The sequence below is a fragment of the Enterococcus sp. MSG3290 genome (assembly GCF_050555565.1).
Taxonomy (GTDB): Bacteria; Bacillota; Bacilli; order Lactobacillales; family Enterococcaceae; genus Enterococcus_B; species Enterococcus_B faecium.
The window spans coordinates 260841-281230 of sequence record NZ_CP187862.1; the positions used below are offsets into that span (position 1 = coordinate 260841).

The window sequence follows — 20390 nt, forward strand, 5'->3', positions numbered from 1 at the left end:
ATTTTTGTCACAGCCTTTTTTTATTCAAGGCATGATTTTCTCTATGTGATCATTCAGTTTCTGTAAGAGTTCTAATAATTCTTTTTTGGAGTACTTGTAATTGCTTTCTACCCATCGATTGAGAACAGATAGACATCCTTGGACGTGGTACGTAGTGAAGAATCTCATTTCTTCTGTGATAATCGTTTTCTTGTCTTCATATAGCCATATGTTCAGATAGTTTTCTTCAATAACTTGTTTAACTTTCTTCTGAAACGAAATATCACCATGGTTGAGGATAAATAAGCGATATAAAAAAGTATTTGCGTAAACATAGTCAATCAAGCGAGTGTATAGTTCCTCATAGCTATGGGCTGGATCATAAGAGAGAATTTCATTTAGATCCCGAAAAAAGTTGCTTTCTAATTGATCATATAGATCATAGATATCTTTATAATGTGTATAAAAAGTCGAACGATGTACATCTGCCGTTTCTGTTAGTTCGCGTATAGTGATTGCTTGAATCTTTTTATTTACTAATAATGTGGATAGTGCTTCAGCCAAAGCTTTTTCTGTTTTTTTGACGCGTCTATCTGTCTTTTTCATTTACCTATCTCCTTATCCGACATATCAAAGCAAAGCTGTCGCTTAATCGACAATCTTATAGATGATTGATTATAGATAGTAGACACTGTGTCTATTATAATGTAAGTATAACACAATCATTGAAGTTGAGGAGGCGAAATGATGAAACTAACTTTTAAACCCTTAGAAAAGAAAGATTACAAAAAAGCGATCTATTTTGCTGTTGAAGGAATGAACTTTGAGAGATATATGGAAAATGAACTTCTGCTGAATCTTTACGGAAGATATTTTTTGTATATGGAGTTGAATCGAGCAACTCAAATTCTTGCTTTGTATGCAGAGGACGAGTTGGCAGGTATTTTGCTGGCGGAGATAAAAGGAGAAAAAAAGAAACATCGTTCTTTTGGACAGCAAATATATGTTAAGATATTCGATTTTTTACAAAATATATTTGCTAAAGAAAGTAAAGGAGCTTACGAGACAGCAAATGAACAAATGCTTGCAGCATATTTAAAGAAGCATTCACCAGATGGAGAGATCATTTTTTTAGCTGCAAATCCTGATTTGAAAATAAAAGGCATCGGTACCAAGTTGCTAACAGAATTTGAAAAAAGAGAGAAAGGAAAAGAAATATTCCTTTTTACAGATAGTGGCTGTACGTATCAATTCTATGAACGACGTGGATTTGAAAGACTAAAGGAAAAAATTAGCAAGATAAAAATCTTAGATAAAGAAATAGATCTCCGATGTATGCTGTACAGGAAAATCATTCAATGAAAATTTTGATAGAAACGACAATAGTTGGCAAGATCACTTTTAGTGAGTCTTCTTGCTAACTATTTTTTGTAGTGTATTCTACCAAAAGAAAACCGCCTTTTTGACTAAACTTGATAGTGGTCAATTTTTTATGATGGATAAGTCTCTATACTTAGTCTCGTAAGAATGAAAGGAAAAGAGGGAGAAAGATGAAATTACAAAAGTGGATCCAAGAGCATCGAAATCATATCACCGCCTTATCAGCTGTGTTGATTATTTTTGGTTTTATCGGAAAATTTACTGGTTTTGTCTTGTTCTATAACATTGCTCTAGCCATAGCTTCTATTATTGCGGTCATACCTATTATGATCCATGCGTATCAGGCAGTGAAAGTCAAAGTTATCTCAATTGATTTACTCGTTACTATTGCTGTGCTTGGTGCCTTTATGATCGGAGAATACAAGGAGTCAGCTATCGTTACATTCTTGTTTTTGTTTGGTAGCTATCTGGAACAAAAAACATTGACCAAAACGCGGGAGTCAATCAAGGCTTTGACCGAGATGGCCCCATCTACTGCTAGTGTTGTCCAAGAAGATGGAACGACTGAAGAAGTGGAAATCGATGACGTGGAAGAAGGCGATATCGTCTTAGTAAAAACTGGTGGAGCTATTCCTGTGGACGGACGAGTCATTGACGGGAAAGGGTATGCGGATGAAGCCGCAGTGACTGGTGAATCACGACAAGTCGTCAAAATCAGTGGAGATGAAGTCTTCTCTGGAACGATTTTAGCAGATGGCTACGTGACGATTGAAGCAACTAAGGTCGGAGATGATACGACCTTTGCCAAAATTATCGAATTAGTAGAAGAAGCACAAGATACCAAATCCCATGCGGAAAAATTCATTGATCGATTTTCTCAGTATTATACTCCAACCGTTTTACTTATTGCGTTGGTTGTTGGTCTGATTAGTCGTGATTTTCGTTTAGCAATCACTGTTTTGGTTCTTGGTTGTCCTGGCGCTTTAGTCATTGGTGCGCCTGTTTCGAATGTAGCAGGAATCGGTAATGGAGCGAAACGGGGCATCTTAGTCAAAGGCGGTGAAGCAATGGATACTTTTTCCAAAATCGATACTTTTGTCTTTGATAAAACTGGTACATTGACCAAAGGAACTACTGCTGTATCCACTATCAAGAACTATACAGAGGATGAAGGGGACAGCTTAGCTTTAGTGGCTCGATTAGAAACGTTATCCGATCATCCTCTGGGGCGCGCCGTGATCCATTATGCTCAGGAGAAAGACATTGATTTTCAACAATTAGCAGTCAAAGATAATCAGACAATCAAGGGACAAGGAATCACAGCTGAGATTGATGGTCATACAGTTTGTGCGGGCAACACCAAATTGATTGCCGCTCACAAACTTTCTCTCACACCAAAGCAAGTACAAGATTTACATCAATTACAACAAACAGGCAGCTCGGTCATTATTGTAGCAATCGACAAAAAAATCACTCAAATCATAGGTGTGTCAGATGTGATTCGACCAGAAGTCGCTGAACAATTAGCTAAGTTGAAACAAGCAGGAGCAAAACAGTTAGTGATGCTGACAGGTGATAATCAGATGACTGCTGATTATGTAGCTGATATGTTAGGCATTGATGAAGTCCATGCTGAATTATTACCAGACGAAAAGGTTCAATTTGTGAAAAAATACCAAGAACAAGGATTGCGCGTTGCTTTTATTGGAGATGGAATCAATGATTCTCCCTCTTTGGCTGCGGCTGATATCGGGATTGCTATGGGATCAGGAACGGATGTTGCTATCGAAACGAGTGACGTTGTCTTGATGCAATCTAATTTTGAATCGTTGGTTCATGCCTACCGCTTGGCTAAGAAAACTGTTTTAAATACCCGTGAAAATGTAGTGATTGCCATTGGTGTCGTCTTATTTTTACTCATCGGCTTATTTGCCGGGTTTATTTACATGGCTAGTGGGATGTTCGTTCACGAAGCTAGTATCTTGATCGTTATCTTTAACGCGATGCGTTTATTGTATTTTGGACACGAAAGCAAAGAAGAAAAATCGTAAAACTTGATAAGAATCAATTTTTTTATGGAAGCTGTAATCTAGAATAAGACTATCAAGAAAAAGGAAGGAAGAACTACGATGAAAAAAATTATTATGCAATTAGATACACTAGCTTGTCCAAGCTGTATGCAAAAAATCGAACATGCGGTTTCTCAACAGCCTGGGGTAAGCAATACGAAAGTTTTGTTTAATGCGAGCAAAATCAAAGCAAACTTTGATCCAGATGAAGTCCACCCTGAACAATTAGCTGCAGTTGTGGAAAAATTAGGTTATGAAGTCCAATCAGCAAAAGTAAAAGAGGCGTAAATCAATGAATATAGTGGAAGAAAAATTTGCTCAAGAAACAAAACAAGCAGATATCGACCATCATAAACCAACTGCTGGCGCCATGGTGGGGCATGTATTAGCAAATTTTAAATTAGAAGAAATGAAATTGATCCAAGCACAATTGTATGTTTTGGGTACATCTTCGCAAGAATTAAGTACCCTTTTTTCAGAATATGCTGATCAAGAAGCGAGATGGTTCAATAAAATCTCTCATGAGTTAGTGATTGATAATGAAATCGTTCCGTCTACTTTAGAAGAAGTCATGCGTTATGGAAAAATTTACGAACACGGTCAAAACAAATATTTACCAGCCTCAACAATGTTGGAAAACTTTGCAAAAGATTTTGATTTCCAAAATATGTTTATCACACGGGCAATCAAGTTAGCTGAAAAAGAAGAAAAATATGGCTTGCAACAATTACTCGTTGAACTTTTAAGTTTCAATAAAGAAATCATCTACCAAGTACAAAGACTCCAAGGAAAAACTGTCCGACAAGATTTGGATGAGGAAGACGATGATGACTAAAAGTCTATGTTTCTTCAAATACAAATATAAAGCGTGAGAAAAACAGGAAAAAAACACGAAGTTTTGTCTTAAAAATAAAATAAAAAGAAGCATCCGCTGAAGTTGTCTATAAGACATCAGCGGGTGCTTCTTAGTTTTTAAAAGGTTTAAAAGATGGATGAGAAAATACAAAAAATCAATAAAATCACATTGCTTATTTGATAGAATAAAGAAGTGGGAGTAATCGAAAGGAGTTTTTTAATTGAAAAAAAGGATTTTAGTAACAATTGGTCTAGCTTTTTTGTTAGCTGGTTGTACCAACGGGAATGAATCGAAAAAAGAATCAACAAAAGAAACAGCGAAAGCAACAATTGCAACTACTACAACAACTAGCACAGAGAGCAAGCCAACTGCAGCAAGTACGGAAACAGCAGATACCTCTACTTCGTCAGAGTCTTCCAAAACGACTGAAACAACTCAAACATCTACTTCAAGTTCTTCTGTAGAGGCTTCATCTTCAGAAAGCAGCGAACAAGTCGAACAAATACTGTGGAATGCAGACAAATCCGCACAATTAGAGGCATTTATGGCTACATGGGGCCAAACAATGGGACAACAATACAAAAGCTATACGAATCAAATGAGTGTGGACTTATATGGTCTTAAAGTCCCTCAAGCTATTTTGAACGGGGAGTGGAAGATGGCTATTGGTGGAGTGCCTGTTTCTGCAGAATGGTCAGAAAGTGGGACAGGTCAAGCAGATTATCAAATCACAGCCGTCTATTCCGATGCAGAGACAGAACCATATCTGAAAAAGCACGTCTATCTATTCGGGTTTCAGCAAAATCAGCCAAAAGTATTGGTGACACAACAAAATCAGGGGAATCCCGATAATTATCTTTACTTTAACGAGACAGCGAATAATGAATTGAAAAATGGCTTTAATCAAATCGTTTATGGACAAGCAAATTAATGAGATAAACAAGGGGTTGTGACATGTCTTTTATCACAACCCCTTGCTCAGTTTATTTGTTAGTCTTTTATTTTTTGTGTCGCCCATGTTGCACTGTACTGGTTACCTGCAACAAGATCATATTGTATCAGACGATAATCTTCTAGAATTTCTTTTTGTTTCTCAGTTAAATTTTTTTCTTGGATAATTTGACTATCCTCTGTAACAAAGACCTGTTTTCCATTAAAACGATTAGACAAGCTTTCTGTAGGATCAATTGTTAATGCAGGTAGATGATTAGATACTTCTGTCAACAACGCATAGTAAGGAGTTACTTTGATATTCGCATGCTCAAGAGCCATAGCACCAAAGTTATTAGGAGCAACAACTTCTTTATTTAACGTAGCTGCTTGTTCACGACTATACTTGTTGCTATAAATGAAATAATCTGTCTGGTGCTGTTCTAATCCATATTTTTTCGAATCATTCCCACTATAGATTGCGGGTAAATGGTCACCATAAAAAACAAAGGTAATCGGTTTATCGATTTTGTCGATTTCTTGGATGAATTTTTTTACTGCTGTATCGGTATAGTGAAGGCCTTGCATATAAGTTTGTAATTCTTTTCTTCTATTAGGAATGACAGCAGTTCCTTCAGCAGTGTAGTTCAATTCACTATAGTAATCATCATAAGGCATATGGTTTTGCATAGTGGATAATTGGATGAATTGCGACGTTTCTGTATTGCTTTGTAAAGCTTTCAAGGTTTCTTTGTATGCTGAATCATCCGATATGCGTGGGCTTTGTTCTATTTTATCCGTATAAGTTAATTTATCCGGACTGTCTAAATAATAGAACCTGTCAAAACCAAATTTATCAAACACTTGTTTTCTGCGATAAAGAGCAGCTGTAAAAGGATGGATGGCTATTTTTTCATCGAATAGATCGGTAATATTTGGACTTATTTTCTGACGCTCCACTAGCTGGGTATAAGGTGTAACTAACGAAGCAGACAGGTTACTGATACTCAAGCCTGTCAGTCCTTCCCATTCCATGTTAGCTGTTCCGCCACCATAACCGACGGATAACATCAATCCTCCTGTTCCTTCTGTTATAATGCTTTTGATGTAAGGAATAGGGTCTGTAGGTACTGTCAGATTAGGGACACGTGCAGGATCACTGAAGCTTTCACTTAAATTGAGAACGATCGTCTGATTGTTTAACCAGTCACTTCTTGTTTGGTTGATTTCATCTGCCTTTGTGTTGTACTTTTTCATTATTCCATTAATTTTTTCTTTCGAATAGCCAGCAGGTTCTTCCATGATTTTAATGTCGATATTGTTTAGGAATTGAATGACTGGTCCGTTATCTTTTACGGCGCCTTGCTGGTTAAAGAAAGTCTTGTTTACTTTAAATAAATTAAACAGCAAGAAAGAAGGCGAATTTTTATGATTAATGAAAAAGACACCCGAAAAACATCCTAATAATACAGCGATACTGATAAATCGACGTTTCCAATGAATCTTCAAGGAATACTGTTTTTGTAGTCTACGTTGTACAATAATACTAGTAATCAATAATAGGAGAAGGATCAATCCGCCCACGATTAATAAGACTGGGCTAACCATCGATAATAGTTCTGACAATCCGGTCAGCATTTTTAAATCTGAAGGAAAGACAGGCTCTTCCCGCATTTCCATTTTGATTACTGTCGAAATAGTGAGCAGTAAGTTAATGATCAAGGTAGCAGTCAAGGCGTACCAAAAACGATTGGAAATCAACAATAGTAAGAAGAAAAATCCCATAATAATGATGATTGTCAGGATCATGGGTGCTTGTCGCTGAGTAAATATTTTTAAGGCAACCTGGATAGTTTCTTTCCAACCTTCTTTTGGTTCTAAAACGAAAATCTGCACGAAGGTAAAGCAGTAAAAAAATGCTCCAACTAAAAAATAACTTTTATAAACAAAAAGCCAATGAATTCTTTTTTTCCAACGCTGAGTTAGTTGTTCAATCGAATCAAAAGCGAAGTATTCGATAAAACGATGAATGAAACGAATTTTTTGTATATAAAATAAAAAGATAACTAGGAGGGACACTGCTAATAAATAGTAAATAAAAAACTGCCCGATATTTATCAGCCATGCCTTCCCTGAGTTTGGAAATTCACGTTTCATAAATGTAGATACGCGATAAGAAACTAAAGGGAAATTACATATAACTTGAGTGACAATCAAAAATACAGCAAGAAAATTTCCTCTTCCTTTTATACCTAATTTATCAGATAGCATTTCTAAAAATAAAAACGAAGAGAAAGTATAATACATTGCGAAGAGAGAATATGGTTTAGAAAACCTCAGCGCTGTATCTGTATTTCCTCTGATGATGAGTGAAATTTGTGTCATCAAAATAATCAAACCGAATAAAACAATCAAGCTGATAAATACTTGAGGAAGCTTATAGCGGACCTTTTCTTTCCAGTTCCATTCTTTCAAACCATAACCCATTAAAAATAAATAAAAAATCCATAAAATACTCTGTCCATTCTGTAATGCAAACGGGTCTTTATTAAATAGAGTAGAGCAGCCAACTAATCCAATTGTTAAAAATAATAGTAGATATTTAATTGTTGTTTTTGATAATTTATTTAAAAATCCAACTGTATAAGGAATACTACAAAAAAGCAAAGTACAAGAAACAGCATAAGTAAAGTAATTCTGACTGATAGGTGTTAGGATAAGCCAATAATCACGAATATTCAAGCTGCCAGCTTGTACGTAAAAAAAGATATTGCATACTAGTGTGGCTATTAGGAATATAAAGGCAAAACGACTTAAATAATGTAAAACTTTTAAACGGGCGATTTTTTGATATTGGTAACCCATGTAAAGTGGGATCAAATTTGTACCAATAACAACGGAAGTTTGTAAAAATGTATAGATGTAGAATCGACCAGGGTTTGTTGCATATGTAGGAATAGTGACTGCTGAAATCAATATACGCTGTAAAACCATCATTATACAAGCGACAAAGATTGTCAGGAAGCCATAACTCTCCTTCTTTATTTTTTTCAAGAATAAACACCTCACAAAAAAATTGGACAAAAACATAAGAAAACGTTTCCTGATAAGTTGCCCATTAATAACATCCTAACTTAGAATATCTCAAAAAACAACGTGTAGACAGAAAAAGTACAAAATTAGCAAGAAATGGTTGTTTGTATTGTTAGAATTTTTAGAAAATTATACCTTTAGTTTCTTTGCATAAAATGATACAATGATTGTTAAAATTGTGAAAGGGTGGTCATTTGTTAGAGAAGTTTTTGGATATGTCGTTAGTTCAACGTATTGTTGTTGGTATTTTAGTCGGAATATTGTTTGGTATCTTTTTCCCCACATGGACATTTATTTCAATATTGGGAACGTTGTTTGTCAGTTGCTTGAAAGCAATTGCGCCTCTTCTAGTTTTTTTCTTGACGATGGCGTCAATTGCCAAGCATAAAATTGGGAATAAGACATTTGTGAAGCCTATTTTGATCTTATATTTAGTGGGAACATTGCTTTCTGCACTTGTAGCAGTTATTGTAAGTTCAATTTTTACTGTTCCTATTACTTTACAAGAAACAGTATCTGAAAAAGCACCGCAAAGTTTGGAAAGTGTTTTATCTACTATGTTGACGAATGTCACACAAAATCCTGTTCAATCTCTTATTGATGCGAATTACCTTGGCGTTTTATTCTGGGCTGTATTGTTGGGACTAGCTTTTCGAGCACGTTCAGAATCGACAAAAGAGTTGGTGGATCAGATATCTATAGCGTTGTCACAAGTCGTACAAGTGATTATTGCATTTGCTCCGATAGGGATTTTAGGATTGGTTTATCAATCAATTGCTACGACTGGAATCGCTGGATTGGCAGAGTATCTGCAGCTTTTACTTGTTTTGATCGGTACGATGCTGTTTGTCGCATTAGTTGTGTACCCATTCCTCACGTTTTTGTTTATTAAAGAAAATCCCTATCCATTGATTTTCTTTTGTTTGAAAGAAAGCGCACTTCCCGCTTTCTTTACCCGAAGTTCTGCCGCAAATATCCCGATAAACATGATGTTGGCTGAAAGATTGAAATTGACAAAAGAGTCTTATTCCATATCGATCCCGTTAGGTGCTACGATCAATATGGGCGGTGCCGCGATTACCATTTCCTTGATGACGTTGACTGCTGTACATTCTTTAGGGATTGAAGCACCATTTGTTTTGAAAGTCCTTTTATGTATTTTGTCTGCTTTAGCTGCTTGTGGAGCTTCAGGTGTTGCGGGCGGTTCACTGTTATTGATTCCATTAGCATGTAGTTTGTTTGGTATCTCTAATGATGTCGCGATGCAAATCGTTGGTATTGGATTTATTATCGGTGTTATCCAGGATTCAATGGAAACTGCCTTAAATTCGTCAAGTGATCTGTTGTTTACTGCAATAGGAGAGCTAGGCGCGCGTAAAAGAAGTGGGGAAAAAATCAAATTGAAAGATTGTTTAGATGGATTAAGTGAACGTTGAACGTTAGATATTTAGTATTTTTAAAATGATTCGAGTTTTTAATGAGTTATATAGATGTTCGTGTAAATAGAGGTTTCTGTTAAATCAAGATAAAGTCGTTTATAATAACAATTAAAAGCATAGGTAATTGTTATTGGAGGCGTATCATGGATTTTTTACGTAAATTTGGTTTTTTCTTTTTATTATTAGGCGTGCTGAGTGATTTTTTGACTCCGTACGTATTAGGATTGTATTATCCTGAATTAGATCAAATGAAGAGCGTGATCAGTGTATTTGGAGAGGTTTCCAGTCCTGTAAGAAAAGCGTTTCTTATTTGGTCTGTGGTTTCAGGGATCTTTTTCATCCTGTCATTGCCTGCATTGTATGCTGCATTTGTAAGTACATCTCGTGTGTTAGCTACCCTAGTTACAGCAGCCATCGCGTTCTATGGTATAGGTGATTGTATCTTTACAGGTTTGTTCAGTATCAATACCCATGAATCTTCGTGGAATGTCTCGACATGGGTCCATAATATCGGATCAGGTTTAGGTTACAGTGGTTTTTTATTGTTTCCAGTTCTTCTTTTCTTGATCTATCGAAAAAATGGGCAAATGGACGTAAGCCACTTATACCTTGGACTGTCTGTGATCAGTTTGCTTTTTGCGGCGATTTATGGACTGGCAAGAATTCCTTCTATAAATTCTTGGCCATTACTGAATAAAATAGGTTTTTGCCAAAGAATCAGTTTTTTCTTTAATTATGTGCCCATTGCCTGGTTGAGTATCTTGCATCTCAAACAGTAAAACTTGAGCCGTCAAATTGAACAGTCAGCGGATACTTCATCCGGTGGCTGTTTTTTGTTTTTCTGAAATATATATTTCCACAGTTTTCTTGTATAGCTTCTGTCTTAGAGAAGCAAGGAGCTATATTTTGTGCTACAATCTTAAAAAGGTAGAGAGAAGACCAAATGGAAGACAGAGGAGCCACTAAAATATGAGAAACATCAAGTTGACAATCGAATATGACGGAAAAAGATATTCAGGATGGCAAAGACTTGGAGATGACGATAAAACCATTCAAGGAAAAATCGAAAAAGTATTGCATCAGATGACAAATGAAGAGATAGAAATTATTGGATCAGGAAGAACAGATGCTGGCACCCATGCGCGAGGACAAGTAGCAAATTTTAAAACAAACACAGAAATTGGACTGGCAGAAATGATCGACTTTATGAATCGTTACCTTCCGCGGGATATTGTCATCAAAAGAATCGAAGAAATGCCTGAGCGCTTCCATTCAAGATATAATGCGGTGGGCAAAAAATACAGCTATTATGTTTGGAACAACGTGATTCCTTCAGCATTTGAGCGAAACCACAGCTTTTATTTCCCTCAAGAGTTGGATATGGACAAGCTGAATGCAGCTTGCGAAAAATTAGTGGGTACACATGATTTCATTGGTTTTTCTGCATTGAAAAAATCAAAAAAATCCACAGTGCGTACGATTGATGAATTATCTATCGAACGAAAGGGAGAAATGCTTCATTTTACTTTTGTCGGAGACGGATTCTTATATAAAATGGTGCGGATTATCATGGGGACATTACTAGAAATCGGCACAGGTGCCATGCCGATAGAAACAATCGATGAAATATTTGAAAGCAAAGTGCGGCAACATGCAGGAGAAACCGTCCCTGCACAAGGTCTGTTTTTGGATGAAGTTTATTATCGATAAAAATACTTTGATAATGGATGAAACGCATGTTTCACAGTATAAATATCGATGTTAAATAATGTATGAAGCAAATTAAAGAAATATAAAAAAAGACTTTTTAGCCTGTTTATGTGTACAGCTAAAAAGTCTTTCTTAAATAAAAATCTAGTGAGAATGTTGTACTTCTCTTCTCGGTTGTTTTTGTTTAGAAAAAGTAAATCGATAAAGTAAAAATAAAATCAAAGTAACGATAGATAAATATCTTGAAGCAATTGCTAGTTTTGTGTACTGATAAGTAATAACGACTTTATTTATACCTGGAGGAATAGTTAATTCAGTTGTGCCAAACTTAGATAATTTTGTTTGTACTAGTTTGCCATTAATAGAAGCCACTTGCCCTTTATAACGATAAATAGGTGTCATCAAGACAGTATTTTTATTATTCGAATTATCTAATTCAATTGTAAGTTTGTTACTCATAAAATGAGTTGTTGGATTTATTTCCTGGTTACCTAGTAAATATTGATCATTATTAATCATATCAGGATGATAGATTGACTCTTTGTTTGCATAATCAGTATGATTGTAATTTTCAGCTATAGCAACAGCGTCTTCAGGTGCTATAAGTGTTAATGAATCTTTGTTAGCATGGATAGAATTGCTTACTCCTGAGAGATGCAATATTAGTGCAAGAAACGTAAAGACCATTATTTTCCATGAATTATTTTTAGTAGAAAAAATATAATAAATCACTATACTCATCGTATAGGCTATAAATAAAGAAGAAAAACCATTTAACCGCCAGACAAATTGTAGACTCTTAACTGGTGTATGGTTAAAAAGTTGCCAAGGAAATAAATTGGTTGAACAAAAAAGAACAAATACACCAAGAAAGAAAATAAATAAATCATCAGCAGTTAATTTTTTTATAAAAATAAAAGCACCAATCAATCCGAGAAATAAGAATAATCCAATAGTATAGTTGTTATAGTTATTATTTAAAATATGTGTCAGCATATCACTAGGAGCCATACCACTTAATTCTTTTCCCAGTGGGACTTTCAATTCTTGTGCTCTAGATTGTTGAATAAAAGGAATTAAGAATCCCGCACTTAAAAAAAAGGTGAGGGCGGTAGCTTTTAAAAGACTTAAGAGTCTAGCGATTTTTTGGTCCCAAAAATAAAAAGAAAGAAACAACGTTCCTCCAATAAATACAGAAACCATAGCGACAGAAAGTAAATGAGTATACACTACTAGCGTCATGCCAATAGACAACCAGTACCATTTTTGGTAATCTCTAATATAAATTTCGTAACACCCCATTAGTATCAAAGGCAAAAATGTTAAAGCGACAGCTTCTCCCAATGAAGCACGATGGAATATGTCAATGGCACGATAGGCGGAAAATGTATAAATAATCGAAAATAACAGCGAAATATAACGATTGTTTTTTATTTGTTTCATAGAAAAATAAGAAACGACCATTGTTAAAAAAGTGATAAAAAAATAGTAGATATTATAACCTAAAACAAGATTTCCCATCATTTTATAAAATAAAAAAGCTGGATAAAGAGTAAGCCATGGATAAAAAATATTCATCATTGTTCCATGATGATCGAAGTTATTGAAGTTTACTGGAGAACTCCATACATTATCTAGTCCTATGATTCGAGATAAATGAAAGTAAGTATCCTGATTGACACTATGATAGATTCCCTTAGACATGAATAGAGGGATGACGTAAGCAAAACTTAGAAATAACATAAAAATGATATCTATTATTTGGTTTTTGTTTTTTTTCATTTTTTTCTCCTATTTAAAAGTAATAAAAATTGATTCTTTTCTAGTATATCATACTAGTGCTATGAAAAATTTAACGCAAAGCTTATTAAAAAAAGACAATTCTAGTATACTGAAAATAGAATTAAAAAAGGAGAACAACAAATCTATGAAAATAAGTAAAAAAGCATTTCTTTTAGTAGTTCTTATCTTACTTAGTACTTTATATTCAGTAAATTTTATGAGAAATGCTCAAGAAATTTATACAACAGGTGATTTATCTTTTCATCTTTCACGAATCAAAGGGTTATCTTCTATTTTTGAAGGGCCAATCAACTATACAACATTTAACAATTATGGAGATGGACTGAACTATTTTTATCCTTTTCTTACAATAATTCCTGCAGTCGTTTTTTATGGAATTTCAAATAACTTAATATTAAGTTATGTTCTATATATTTGGTTATTAAATATTTGTACGATTCTGATTAGTTTTTATTATGGAGAAAAGTTTTTTAAAAAGATAGATGCTGCTTTTTTATTTAGTTGTTTATATACTTTTGCAACTTATCGAACAGTTGATATCTATTATCGATCCGCAATTGCAGAAGTAATCGCTCTTACGATTATCCCAGCTGTTTTATATTATGCTTATGGATTGATATTCAATAGAGAAAAAAAGTCATCGCTTTATCTGTCAGTATAAGTCTACTTGTGTATACTCATGTCTTAACTACACTATTATGTAGTGCATTGATTGCTTGTATGATTATAGTTCGTTTGTTTTTAAGCAAGCAAATAAAAAACGATATAAAATTTGTGGTCGTGAATTTAGTAAAGGCTGTTTTTTTGACTTGTGCATTAACTAGCTATTTTTGGTATCCTATGTTGCAGCAGATGAATTATCAAGAAATACACAGTCCCTTCAAAACAGATTTGCACCTAATAAGTTGAAAGATTCTCGATATGTGACTAAAAAGGAGATAAACAAGAAGAATGAAAATAAATAAAAAAGTAGTAATATTGAGTGGATTAATTATAGTTAGTAGTATATATTCTTTCATCTTTTTCAAAAATACACAGAGTATTTATACCACTGGAGATCTTTCTTTTCACTTATCTCGAATCAAGGGGTTATCGACTATTTTTACCAGTCCGATTAATTATGAGACATTCAATTATACTGGATATGGTGTAAATTATTTTTATCCCTTTCTGACTTTTTTTCCAGCTGTAATGTTATATTGGATGACAAAAAATTTGATTGTAAGCTATATTATTTACGTTTGGTTATTGAACTTGTGTACAACACTCGTAGCTTATCATTATGGCGAGCGGTTTTTAAAACAAAAAAAAGCGGCATTTTTATTTAGTTGTCTCTATATTTTCTCTGCTTATCGGACAGTAGACATCTACTATCGTTCCGCAATTGCCGAAGCTATCGCAATAACACTTGTTATCCCTGTATTATTTTATGCTTATCAAATCATCTCTGGAAAAGAAGAAAAGTATCCGTCTGTAAAGCTAGCATTGAGTATGAGTTTGCTAGTGTACAGCCATGTACTATCAACATTAATGAGTACAGCATTAATTATCATTTTTATTTTTATTCGGTTGGTTTCTAAAGGTTTCAAGAATGCAGATTTTATTGCTATATTTAAAAAATTATTTAGTGCGGCAGGAATGACATTGGTTCTGACGAGTGCTTTTTGGTATCCGATGTTTGAACAAATGCTCTACCAAAAAATCAACAAACCTAGCGTGACAAATTTATATGCTCATGCATCTAATGTGTTCGATAGTCTGACTGAAGCTATGAACAACGACTTAACTACTTACTCAATGGGACTAGTTGGTCTGTTATCTTTATGTATTCCCCTGATTTTATTTAAAAAATTAACAAACATAGAAAAAAAGATTTATTATGGTACGTGTTTGACTTGGCTAGCTACAACTAGTTTGGTGCCATGGTATCTTCTGCAAAATACGCCAGCCAAATTGTTACAATTTCCTTGGCGGATCTTAAGCTTGCAAATAATATTCTCTTCTCTGATATTAACGATGATATTTTTCAAAAATAGAAGATACAATAAGACAAGAGAACTATTTTATTTATTTATGACTGTTTTGTTATTAATCACTTTAACTGTTTCTAGTAAAAAAAATTTCAATCAAAAAATAATTTCTCAGCCGGGACATATTGTTGTAAACAAAGAAACAGTAGAGGCGTATACCACTAAAGGAATGGATTATTTTTTATATGATTATTCTCCTATCGCTTCATTGGAGAATAAGGAGCATATAATAAAACACGAAGCAAAGATTGGCAGTCAATGGGTAAACCTTCCTTATAAAACAACTGGTAGTTCTATCATATATAGAGTAACTAATGAGAAGAGCCAAGTAATCACACTTCCTGTATATGCTTATTTAGGAACGAATGTAGAAATAAATCATCAACCTGTAAAGGAGCAGGTGAATGCTAATGGATTGGTACAAATAAGCGGAGTCAAAGGAGTTGCTGATATTAAAGTAAGCACAAATTATACAGTAACGACTATTATTTCTTATCTTGTTACATTAACTGCATATTTATGTTTATTTTTTAAAATAGTTTTCCATAAAAGGTAAATTAACTTTTCATTTATAAAATAAATTGATTAAAAAGGAGAATCTGTCGATAAGGATTCTCTCTTTTTTATACGAAAAATCTGTAGGGGATGAAGTAATCGCTTATTTCCTCACTTTATGATAAATTACAGCTAAAGTCACTAGCTTGTCTTCTTCGGAAAGGAGGAGAATCTATGGATGAGGAACAAATATTCATTCAAACACTTTATAATCTGATTTTGAATCCGAATACACGAGATTGGGAACGAAAAGTATTGATTCAGACAAAGAATGACATAAGAGAAAATATATCCGTTAAAGAACAGTTATCAAAACTAGAAGCAACACTACGTCCATTAGCTATCCGAATGAATCTGACGCCTGATGTAATGGACTTTTATTTATTGATTACGGAAGGAGTTGATAAGGAGCAAAAATATGACTTTTCCAAGCATGCCATGCAAGATGCTGACTATCAAGAACGTGCAGTATTTGCAGGGGGATGTTTCTGGTGTATGGTCGAGCCGTTTGAATCGAAAAAAGGGATCCTATCTGTTTTGTCAGGATACACGGGCGGACATGTTGAAAAACCAAATTATGATCAAGTAAGTGGTGGTTACACAGGTCATGTGGAAGCTGTGGAGATCATTTATGACACAAGAGAAATAAGTTATAGCGAGTTGCTGACAATCTATTGGCAAATTACTGATCCCACAGATACATTTGGACAATTTCAAGATAGAGGGAAGCAATATCGTCCAGTGATTTTTTATCAAGACGAACGACAAAAAGAATTAGCGGAACAATCAAAACAGAAACTAGACAGTTCAGGAACTTTCCACCAACCAATCGTCACAAAAATCGAACCAGCCGGTACGTTTTGGCCAGCAGAAAACTATCATCAGCAATTTTACAAAAAACAACCGAAACGTTATAAAAAAATCCAGCAAGCACGTAATCAATTTCTGATCTATCAACGAGTAAAAAACAAATGGCAAAAAAATATACGAAAAAATCATTTTGAGTAACTCCTTTTCTTTAAAATGTAGTAAACTAAAAATAGAAAATAAGAAAGCGTTTTAAAAAGATTTGATGAGGAGGAGAAAAATTGTATATTGCAGATAGTGCACGTTATGAAAAAATGGAATATCGTAAATCCGGTCATTCAGGTTTGAAATTACCGATTTTATCTCTCGGATTATGGCAAAATTTTGGTGATTATGATCCTATCCATAATCAAAGAGAGATTTTAAGAGGCGCATTCGACATGGGAATTACCCATTTCGACCTTGCGAATAATTATGGAGGCCCTGCTGGAGCTGCAGAGAAAAACTTTGGGCGTATTTTTAGAGAAGATTTTCAAGCCTACCGTGATGAACTGATTATTTCTAGCAAAGCAGGTTATCATATGTGGGAAGGGCCATATGGGGAATGGGGCTCTCGTAAATCCATCATTTCAAGTTGTGACCAAAGTCTCCAAAGAATGGGGCTAGATTATGTTGACATCTTCTATCATCATCGCCCAGACCCTGATACACCTTTGGAAGAAACAGCAGAAGCGTTGATGCAACTTGTAAGACAAGGAAAAGCATTATATATTGGTATATCCAACTATAATGGAGAAGATACAAAAAAAATGACTGAAATTTTAAAAAGAAAGGAAGCACCGTTCATTATTCATCAGATGCGCTACAATATGTTTTCTCGTGCGCTACTAGAAGACGATCTATCTCCAGTATTAGAAGAAGAAGGGCTAGGGGCAATCACGTTCAGTCCGCTTGCTCAAGGGTTGCTGACAAATCGTTATCTACATGGTATTCCTGAAGATTCTAGAGCACATCGTAAGGAAATACCATTCCTTTCAGAAGAACAAGTTGGATCAACTCTGGAAAAAATCAAAGCACTGCAAACAATCGCCGTATCACGAGGACAATCATTAGCGCAAATGGCCCTTGCATGGAATTTGCGACAAAAATCTGTTACAAGTGTACTGGTCGGAGCAAGTCGGTTAAGTCAGTTACAAGAAAGTGTTCGAATGATGGATAATTTAGATTTCTCCCCAGAAGAAGAATTGAGAATCGACCAAATTCTAGAATAGAAACGATGTAATCAAACTTTTTATCCATATATTAAAAAAAACAAAAGATGACATCAAGAATCGAATGAAGATCGTCTGTTATTGAACATCATATTTTTTGTCGTTCAAAATAAAAATGATCGAAGGCTAGGAGTGAATTTTATCCTAGTCTTTTTTATGGTAAATATCTTCTTCGTTTGTATGTCTATGAACGGATTAATCAATTTTGTATACAAAAAATCATCAGATGATTCAAACGTGTTATAATAATTACGAAAAAATACATCAGATGAAAAGGAGGTATGTGGTTTGGAAGAAAATAAAACCCTAGTAGAAGTAACTACTGACAAGATCCTTAGATATTTAAAGGAAATGCAGTTGCAAGTAGGAGATAAACTGCCGAATGAATATGAATTGTCCGATTATTTAGAGGTGGGGCGAAGCACGGTGCGAGAAGCTGTGCGGGCTCTAGCTTCCAGGAATATCCTTGAAGTTCGGCAAGGAGCGGGGACATTTGTCAGTGATAAGCGAGGGATTGCCAATGACCCACTCGGTTTTTCTTTGATTGAAGATCAGGATCGGATGATACGAGACTTATTTGAACTGAGATATTTATTGGAGCCTAAGATGGCAGGTTTGGCAGCGGAATATGCAACGAAGAATCAAATCGTCCAAATGAAAAAATTAACGCAAAAGATTGAAACTTCTTTTCGAGAAGGCACACAAGAACATGTTCAATTAGACATCGATTTTCATACGATGATTGCAGAAGCTAGCGGAAACGTAGCCTTGCTGCATATTATCCCAATCATTAATGAATCAATTGCTTTGTTTAATAAAAATTATGATATCCAGCATCTGAAAATCGAGACGATCGATATTCATACAGAGATCGTTCAGGCCATCGAAAGGCGGAATGCACTTGCTGCGTTTGATGCAATGACTGTCCATATGGCAATAAATCGGAGAGAATTACAGAAAATAATAGGAGAAAAAGAAACTAATTGACAGTTCATCTGATGTATTTTATGATAAATACATCAGATGAATTTTTGTTTTATATTTGGTAAAAAAGAGGAGTAAATAGTTTCTGTTCATCGAAATGTAAGCGCTGACTAATAGACAAAAAGAGATGACGTCAAGGAGAAGAAGCAGGAATGAGGGGATCTGGAATGAGTTTTATGGATAAATTAGCCAATGTTTTAGGGAACGTGGCAACGAGAATCAATAATTTAAGGTATATCATGGTGATAAAAAACGCATTTGCTGCATTGATTCCGGTAATTATTACGGGTGCTTTTGGCACATTGTTTTCAGCAATGGTCTTTGACTCGGAAAATGGCTTAGCACAGATAAGTTTCTTGCGTTTTTTAGAAGAATTAAAGCCTATCGCATCTGCCATCAGCTATGTCACACTAAGTTTCTTGACCATCTATGCTGTTTTTCTGATAGGGATCGAATTAGCCAAGCTGAATAAAGTGGATGGTGTATTCCCTGGTATCATCGCAGTGATGTCTTATTTATCTGTTAATCCAACTGTTTATGAATTAGTGAATGAAAATCAGACTGTTATAGTAGAAAACGTATTGGCTAAACAATATACAGACACGAAAGGGTTATTTTTGGGAATGTTGGTCTCCATCCTTTCTATTGAACTTTATTGCTGGTTGAGGAAACAGAAGAAACTACAGCTGAGAATGCCTGATACCGTGCCAACGAATGTTTCTGCTAGTTTTTCTGCTTTATTCCCGACGATTCTGACTGTATCGGGTATCGCGGCTGCGGGATTTATCATCAAAGAACTTACAGGAATGTACCTTTATGATATCATTTACAATGTCGTACAACGACCATTAGAAGGTGTCGTACAAGGGTTACCGGGTATTTTGCTATTGATGTTTATTGCGCAAGTCTTTTGGGTGATTGGTATCCATGGAAATCAAATGGTGAAGCCGATACGGGAACCGTTGCTTTTAGCGGCAATTGCTGTAAATACGGAAGCTTTTGAAGCTGGAAAAGAAGTACCGAACATTATTACTATGCCATTTTGGGATATGTATATGAGTATGGGTGGGTCTGGAGTCACGATCGGTTTACTGATTGCAGTATTGTTAGTTGGAAAACGGGAAGATATGAAACAAATCACCAAGTTATCCCTTGCTCCTGGGATCTTCAACATCAATGAACCAGTTATTTTTGGTATGCCGATCATGCTGAATCCAATTTTAGCTATTCCGTTTATCTTAACGCCTCTTATCACAGGAACGATTGGTTATTTTGCAACCGCTTTAGGATTTGCGGCGAAAGCAGTTGTAATGGTCCCTTGGCCAATGCCGCCGATCGTCAATGCTTATCTAGCAACAGCAGGAAATATCGGTGCAGTTATTACGCAACTTGTTTGTATTATTGTTTCTATTTTGATCTATCTGCCATTCGTAAAAGTAGCAAATCGTGTGGAAAATGATGGGGTCTAAAAAACAGGAGGAAAT

Annotated in this window: 16 protein-coding genes and 1 pseudogene; 14 read left to right on the forward strand and 3 right to left on the reverse strand. The window is 35.0% G+C overall.

Annotation, left to right across the window (positions count from 1 at the left end):
* Positions 1–24: 24 nt before the first annotated feature.
* Positions 25–585, reverse strand: coding sequence for a TetR/AcrR family transcriptional regulator (locus IGL31_RS01255; RefSeq protein WP_002294749.1), 561 nt, complete (start codon positions 583–585; stop codon positions 25–27).
* A 141-nt stretch (positions 586–726) separates the two neighbouring features.
* On the opposite strand from IGL31_RS01255, the gene IGL31_RS01260 reads away from it, so the two are divergent.
* From IGL31_RS01260 to IGL31_RS01280, 5 genes are all read left to right on the forward strand, one after another.
* Positions 727–1341 carry a GNAT family N-acetyltransferase gene (locus IGL31_RS01260; protein ID WP_002324335.1) on the forward strand — a complete coding sequence of 205 codons (615 nt, stop codon included), beginning with the start codon at positions 727–729 and terminating at the stop codon, positions 1339–1341.
* Between the two features lie 188 nt (positions 1342–1529).
* Complete coding sequence (locus tag IGL31_RS01265) at positions 1530–3410, forward strand: heavy metal translocating P-type ATPase (protein WP_002294742.1); 1881 nt, start codon at positions 1530–1532, stop codon at positions 3408–3410.
* A 78-nt stretch (positions 3411–3488) separates the two neighbouring features.
* Positions 3489–3716 carry a heavy-metal-associated domain-containing protein gene (locus tag IGL31_RS01270; protein ID WP_002294740.1) on the forward strand — a complete coding sequence of 76 codons (228 nt, stop codon included), beginning with the start codon at positions 3489–3491 and terminating at the stop codon, positions 3714–3716.
* 4 nt (positions 3717–3720) lie between these two features.
* Positions 3721–4263: a ferritin-like domain-containing protein gene (locus IGL31_RS01275; protein ID WP_002298699.1), complete on the forward strand. Its 543-nt coding sequence runs from the start codon at positions 3721–3723 to the stop codon at positions 4261–4263.
* Between the two features lie 241 nt (positions 4264–4504).
* Positions 4505–5215 carry a DUF4767 domain-containing protein gene (locus tag IGL31_RS01280; RefSeq protein WP_002328329.1) on the forward strand — a complete coding sequence of 237 codons (711 nt, stop codon included), beginning with the start codon at positions 4505–4507 and terminating at the stop codon, positions 5213–5215.
* A gap of 59 nt (positions 5216–5274) precedes the next feature.
* Here IGL31_RS01280 and IGL31_RS01285 read toward each other — a convergent pair whose 3' ends face one another.
* Positions 5275–8268, reverse strand: a complete 2994-nt coding sequence (locus IGL31_RS01285) for an LTA synthase family protein (protein ID WP_306297572.1) — start codon at positions 8266–8268, stop codon at positions 5275–5277.
* Positions 8269–8522: 254 nt separating this feature from the next.
* Between IGL31_RS01285 and sstT the strand changes: the two genes are divergently transcribed.
* The 3 genes from sstT (at position 8523) to truA (ending at position 11456) form a co-directional block, all read left to right on the forward strand.
* Positions 8523–9743 carry a serine/threonine transporter SstT gene (gene sstT, locus IGL31_RS01290; RefSeq protein WP_002317132.1) on the forward strand — a complete coding sequence of 407 codons (1221 nt, stop codon included), beginning with the start codon at positions 8523–8525 and terminating at the stop codon, positions 9741–9743.
* 146 nt (positions 9744–9889) lie between these two features.
* Positions 9890–10525, forward strand: a complete 636-nt coding sequence (locus tag IGL31_RS01295) for a DUF998 domain-containing protein (RefSeq protein WP_002294730.1) — start codon at positions 9890–9892, stop codon at positions 10523–10525.
* A 190-nt stretch (positions 10526–10715) separates the two neighbouring features.
* Positions 10716–11456 carry a tRNA pseudouridine(38-40) synthase TruA gene (gene truA / locus IGL31_RS01300; RefSeq protein WP_002294728.1) on the forward strand — a complete coding sequence of 247 codons (741 nt, stop codon included), beginning with the start codon at positions 10716–10718 and terminating at the stop codon, positions 11454–11456.
* Between the two features lie 144 nt (positions 11457–11600).
* Here the strand turns inward: truA and IGL31_RS01305 are convergent, their stop codons facing one another.
* Positions 11601–13238, reverse strand: a complete 1638-nt coding sequence (locus tag IGL31_RS01305) for a hypothetical protein (protein ID WP_086299913.1) — start codon at positions 13236–13238, stop codon at positions 11601–11603.
* 145 nt (positions 13239–13383) lie between these two features.
* Here IGL31_RS01305 and IGL31_RS01310 point away from each other — a divergent pair.
* The 6 genes and pseudogenes from IGL31_RS01310 to IGL31_RS01335 form a co-directional block, all read left to right on the forward strand.
* A pseudogene (locus IGL31_RS01310) lies at positions 13384–14159 on the forward strand (cell surface protein); the annotation flags it as partial.
* A gap of 51 nt (positions 14160–14210) precedes the next feature.
* Positions 14211–15845 (forward strand): 6-pyruvoyl-tetrahydropterin synthase-related protein, encoded by a 1635-nt coding sequence (locus IGL31_RS01315; protein WP_002326423.1) that lies wholly within the window; start codon positions 14211–14213, stop codon positions 15843–15845.
* A 173-nt stretch (positions 15846–16018) separates the two neighbouring features.
* Complete coding sequence (gene msrA, locus IGL31_RS01320) at positions 16019–16852, forward strand: peptide-methionine (S)-S-oxide reductase MsrA (protein WP_086299912.1); 834 nt, start codon at positions 16019–16021, stop codon at positions 16850–16852.
* A 113-nt stretch (positions 16853–16965) separates the two neighbouring features.
* Complete coding sequence (locus tag IGL31_RS01325; protein WP_002321245.1) at positions 16966–17922, forward strand: aldo/keto reductase; 957 nt, start codon at positions 16966–16968, stop codon at positions 17920–17922.
* Between the two features lie 288 nt (positions 17923–18210).
* Entirely contained in the window at positions 18211–18909 is a 699-nt protein-coding gene (locus IGL31_RS01330; protein ID WP_002287585.1) for a FadR/GntR family transcriptional regulator, read from the forward strand.
* A gap of 149 nt (positions 18910–19058) precedes the next feature.
* A complete protein-coding gene (locus IGL31_RS01335) occupies positions 19059–20375 on the forward strand; it encodes a PTS sugar transporter subunit IIC (RefSeq protein ID WP_002307860.1) in 1317 nt (438 codons plus the stop codon).
* Positions 20376–20390: the final 15 nt, after the last annotated feature.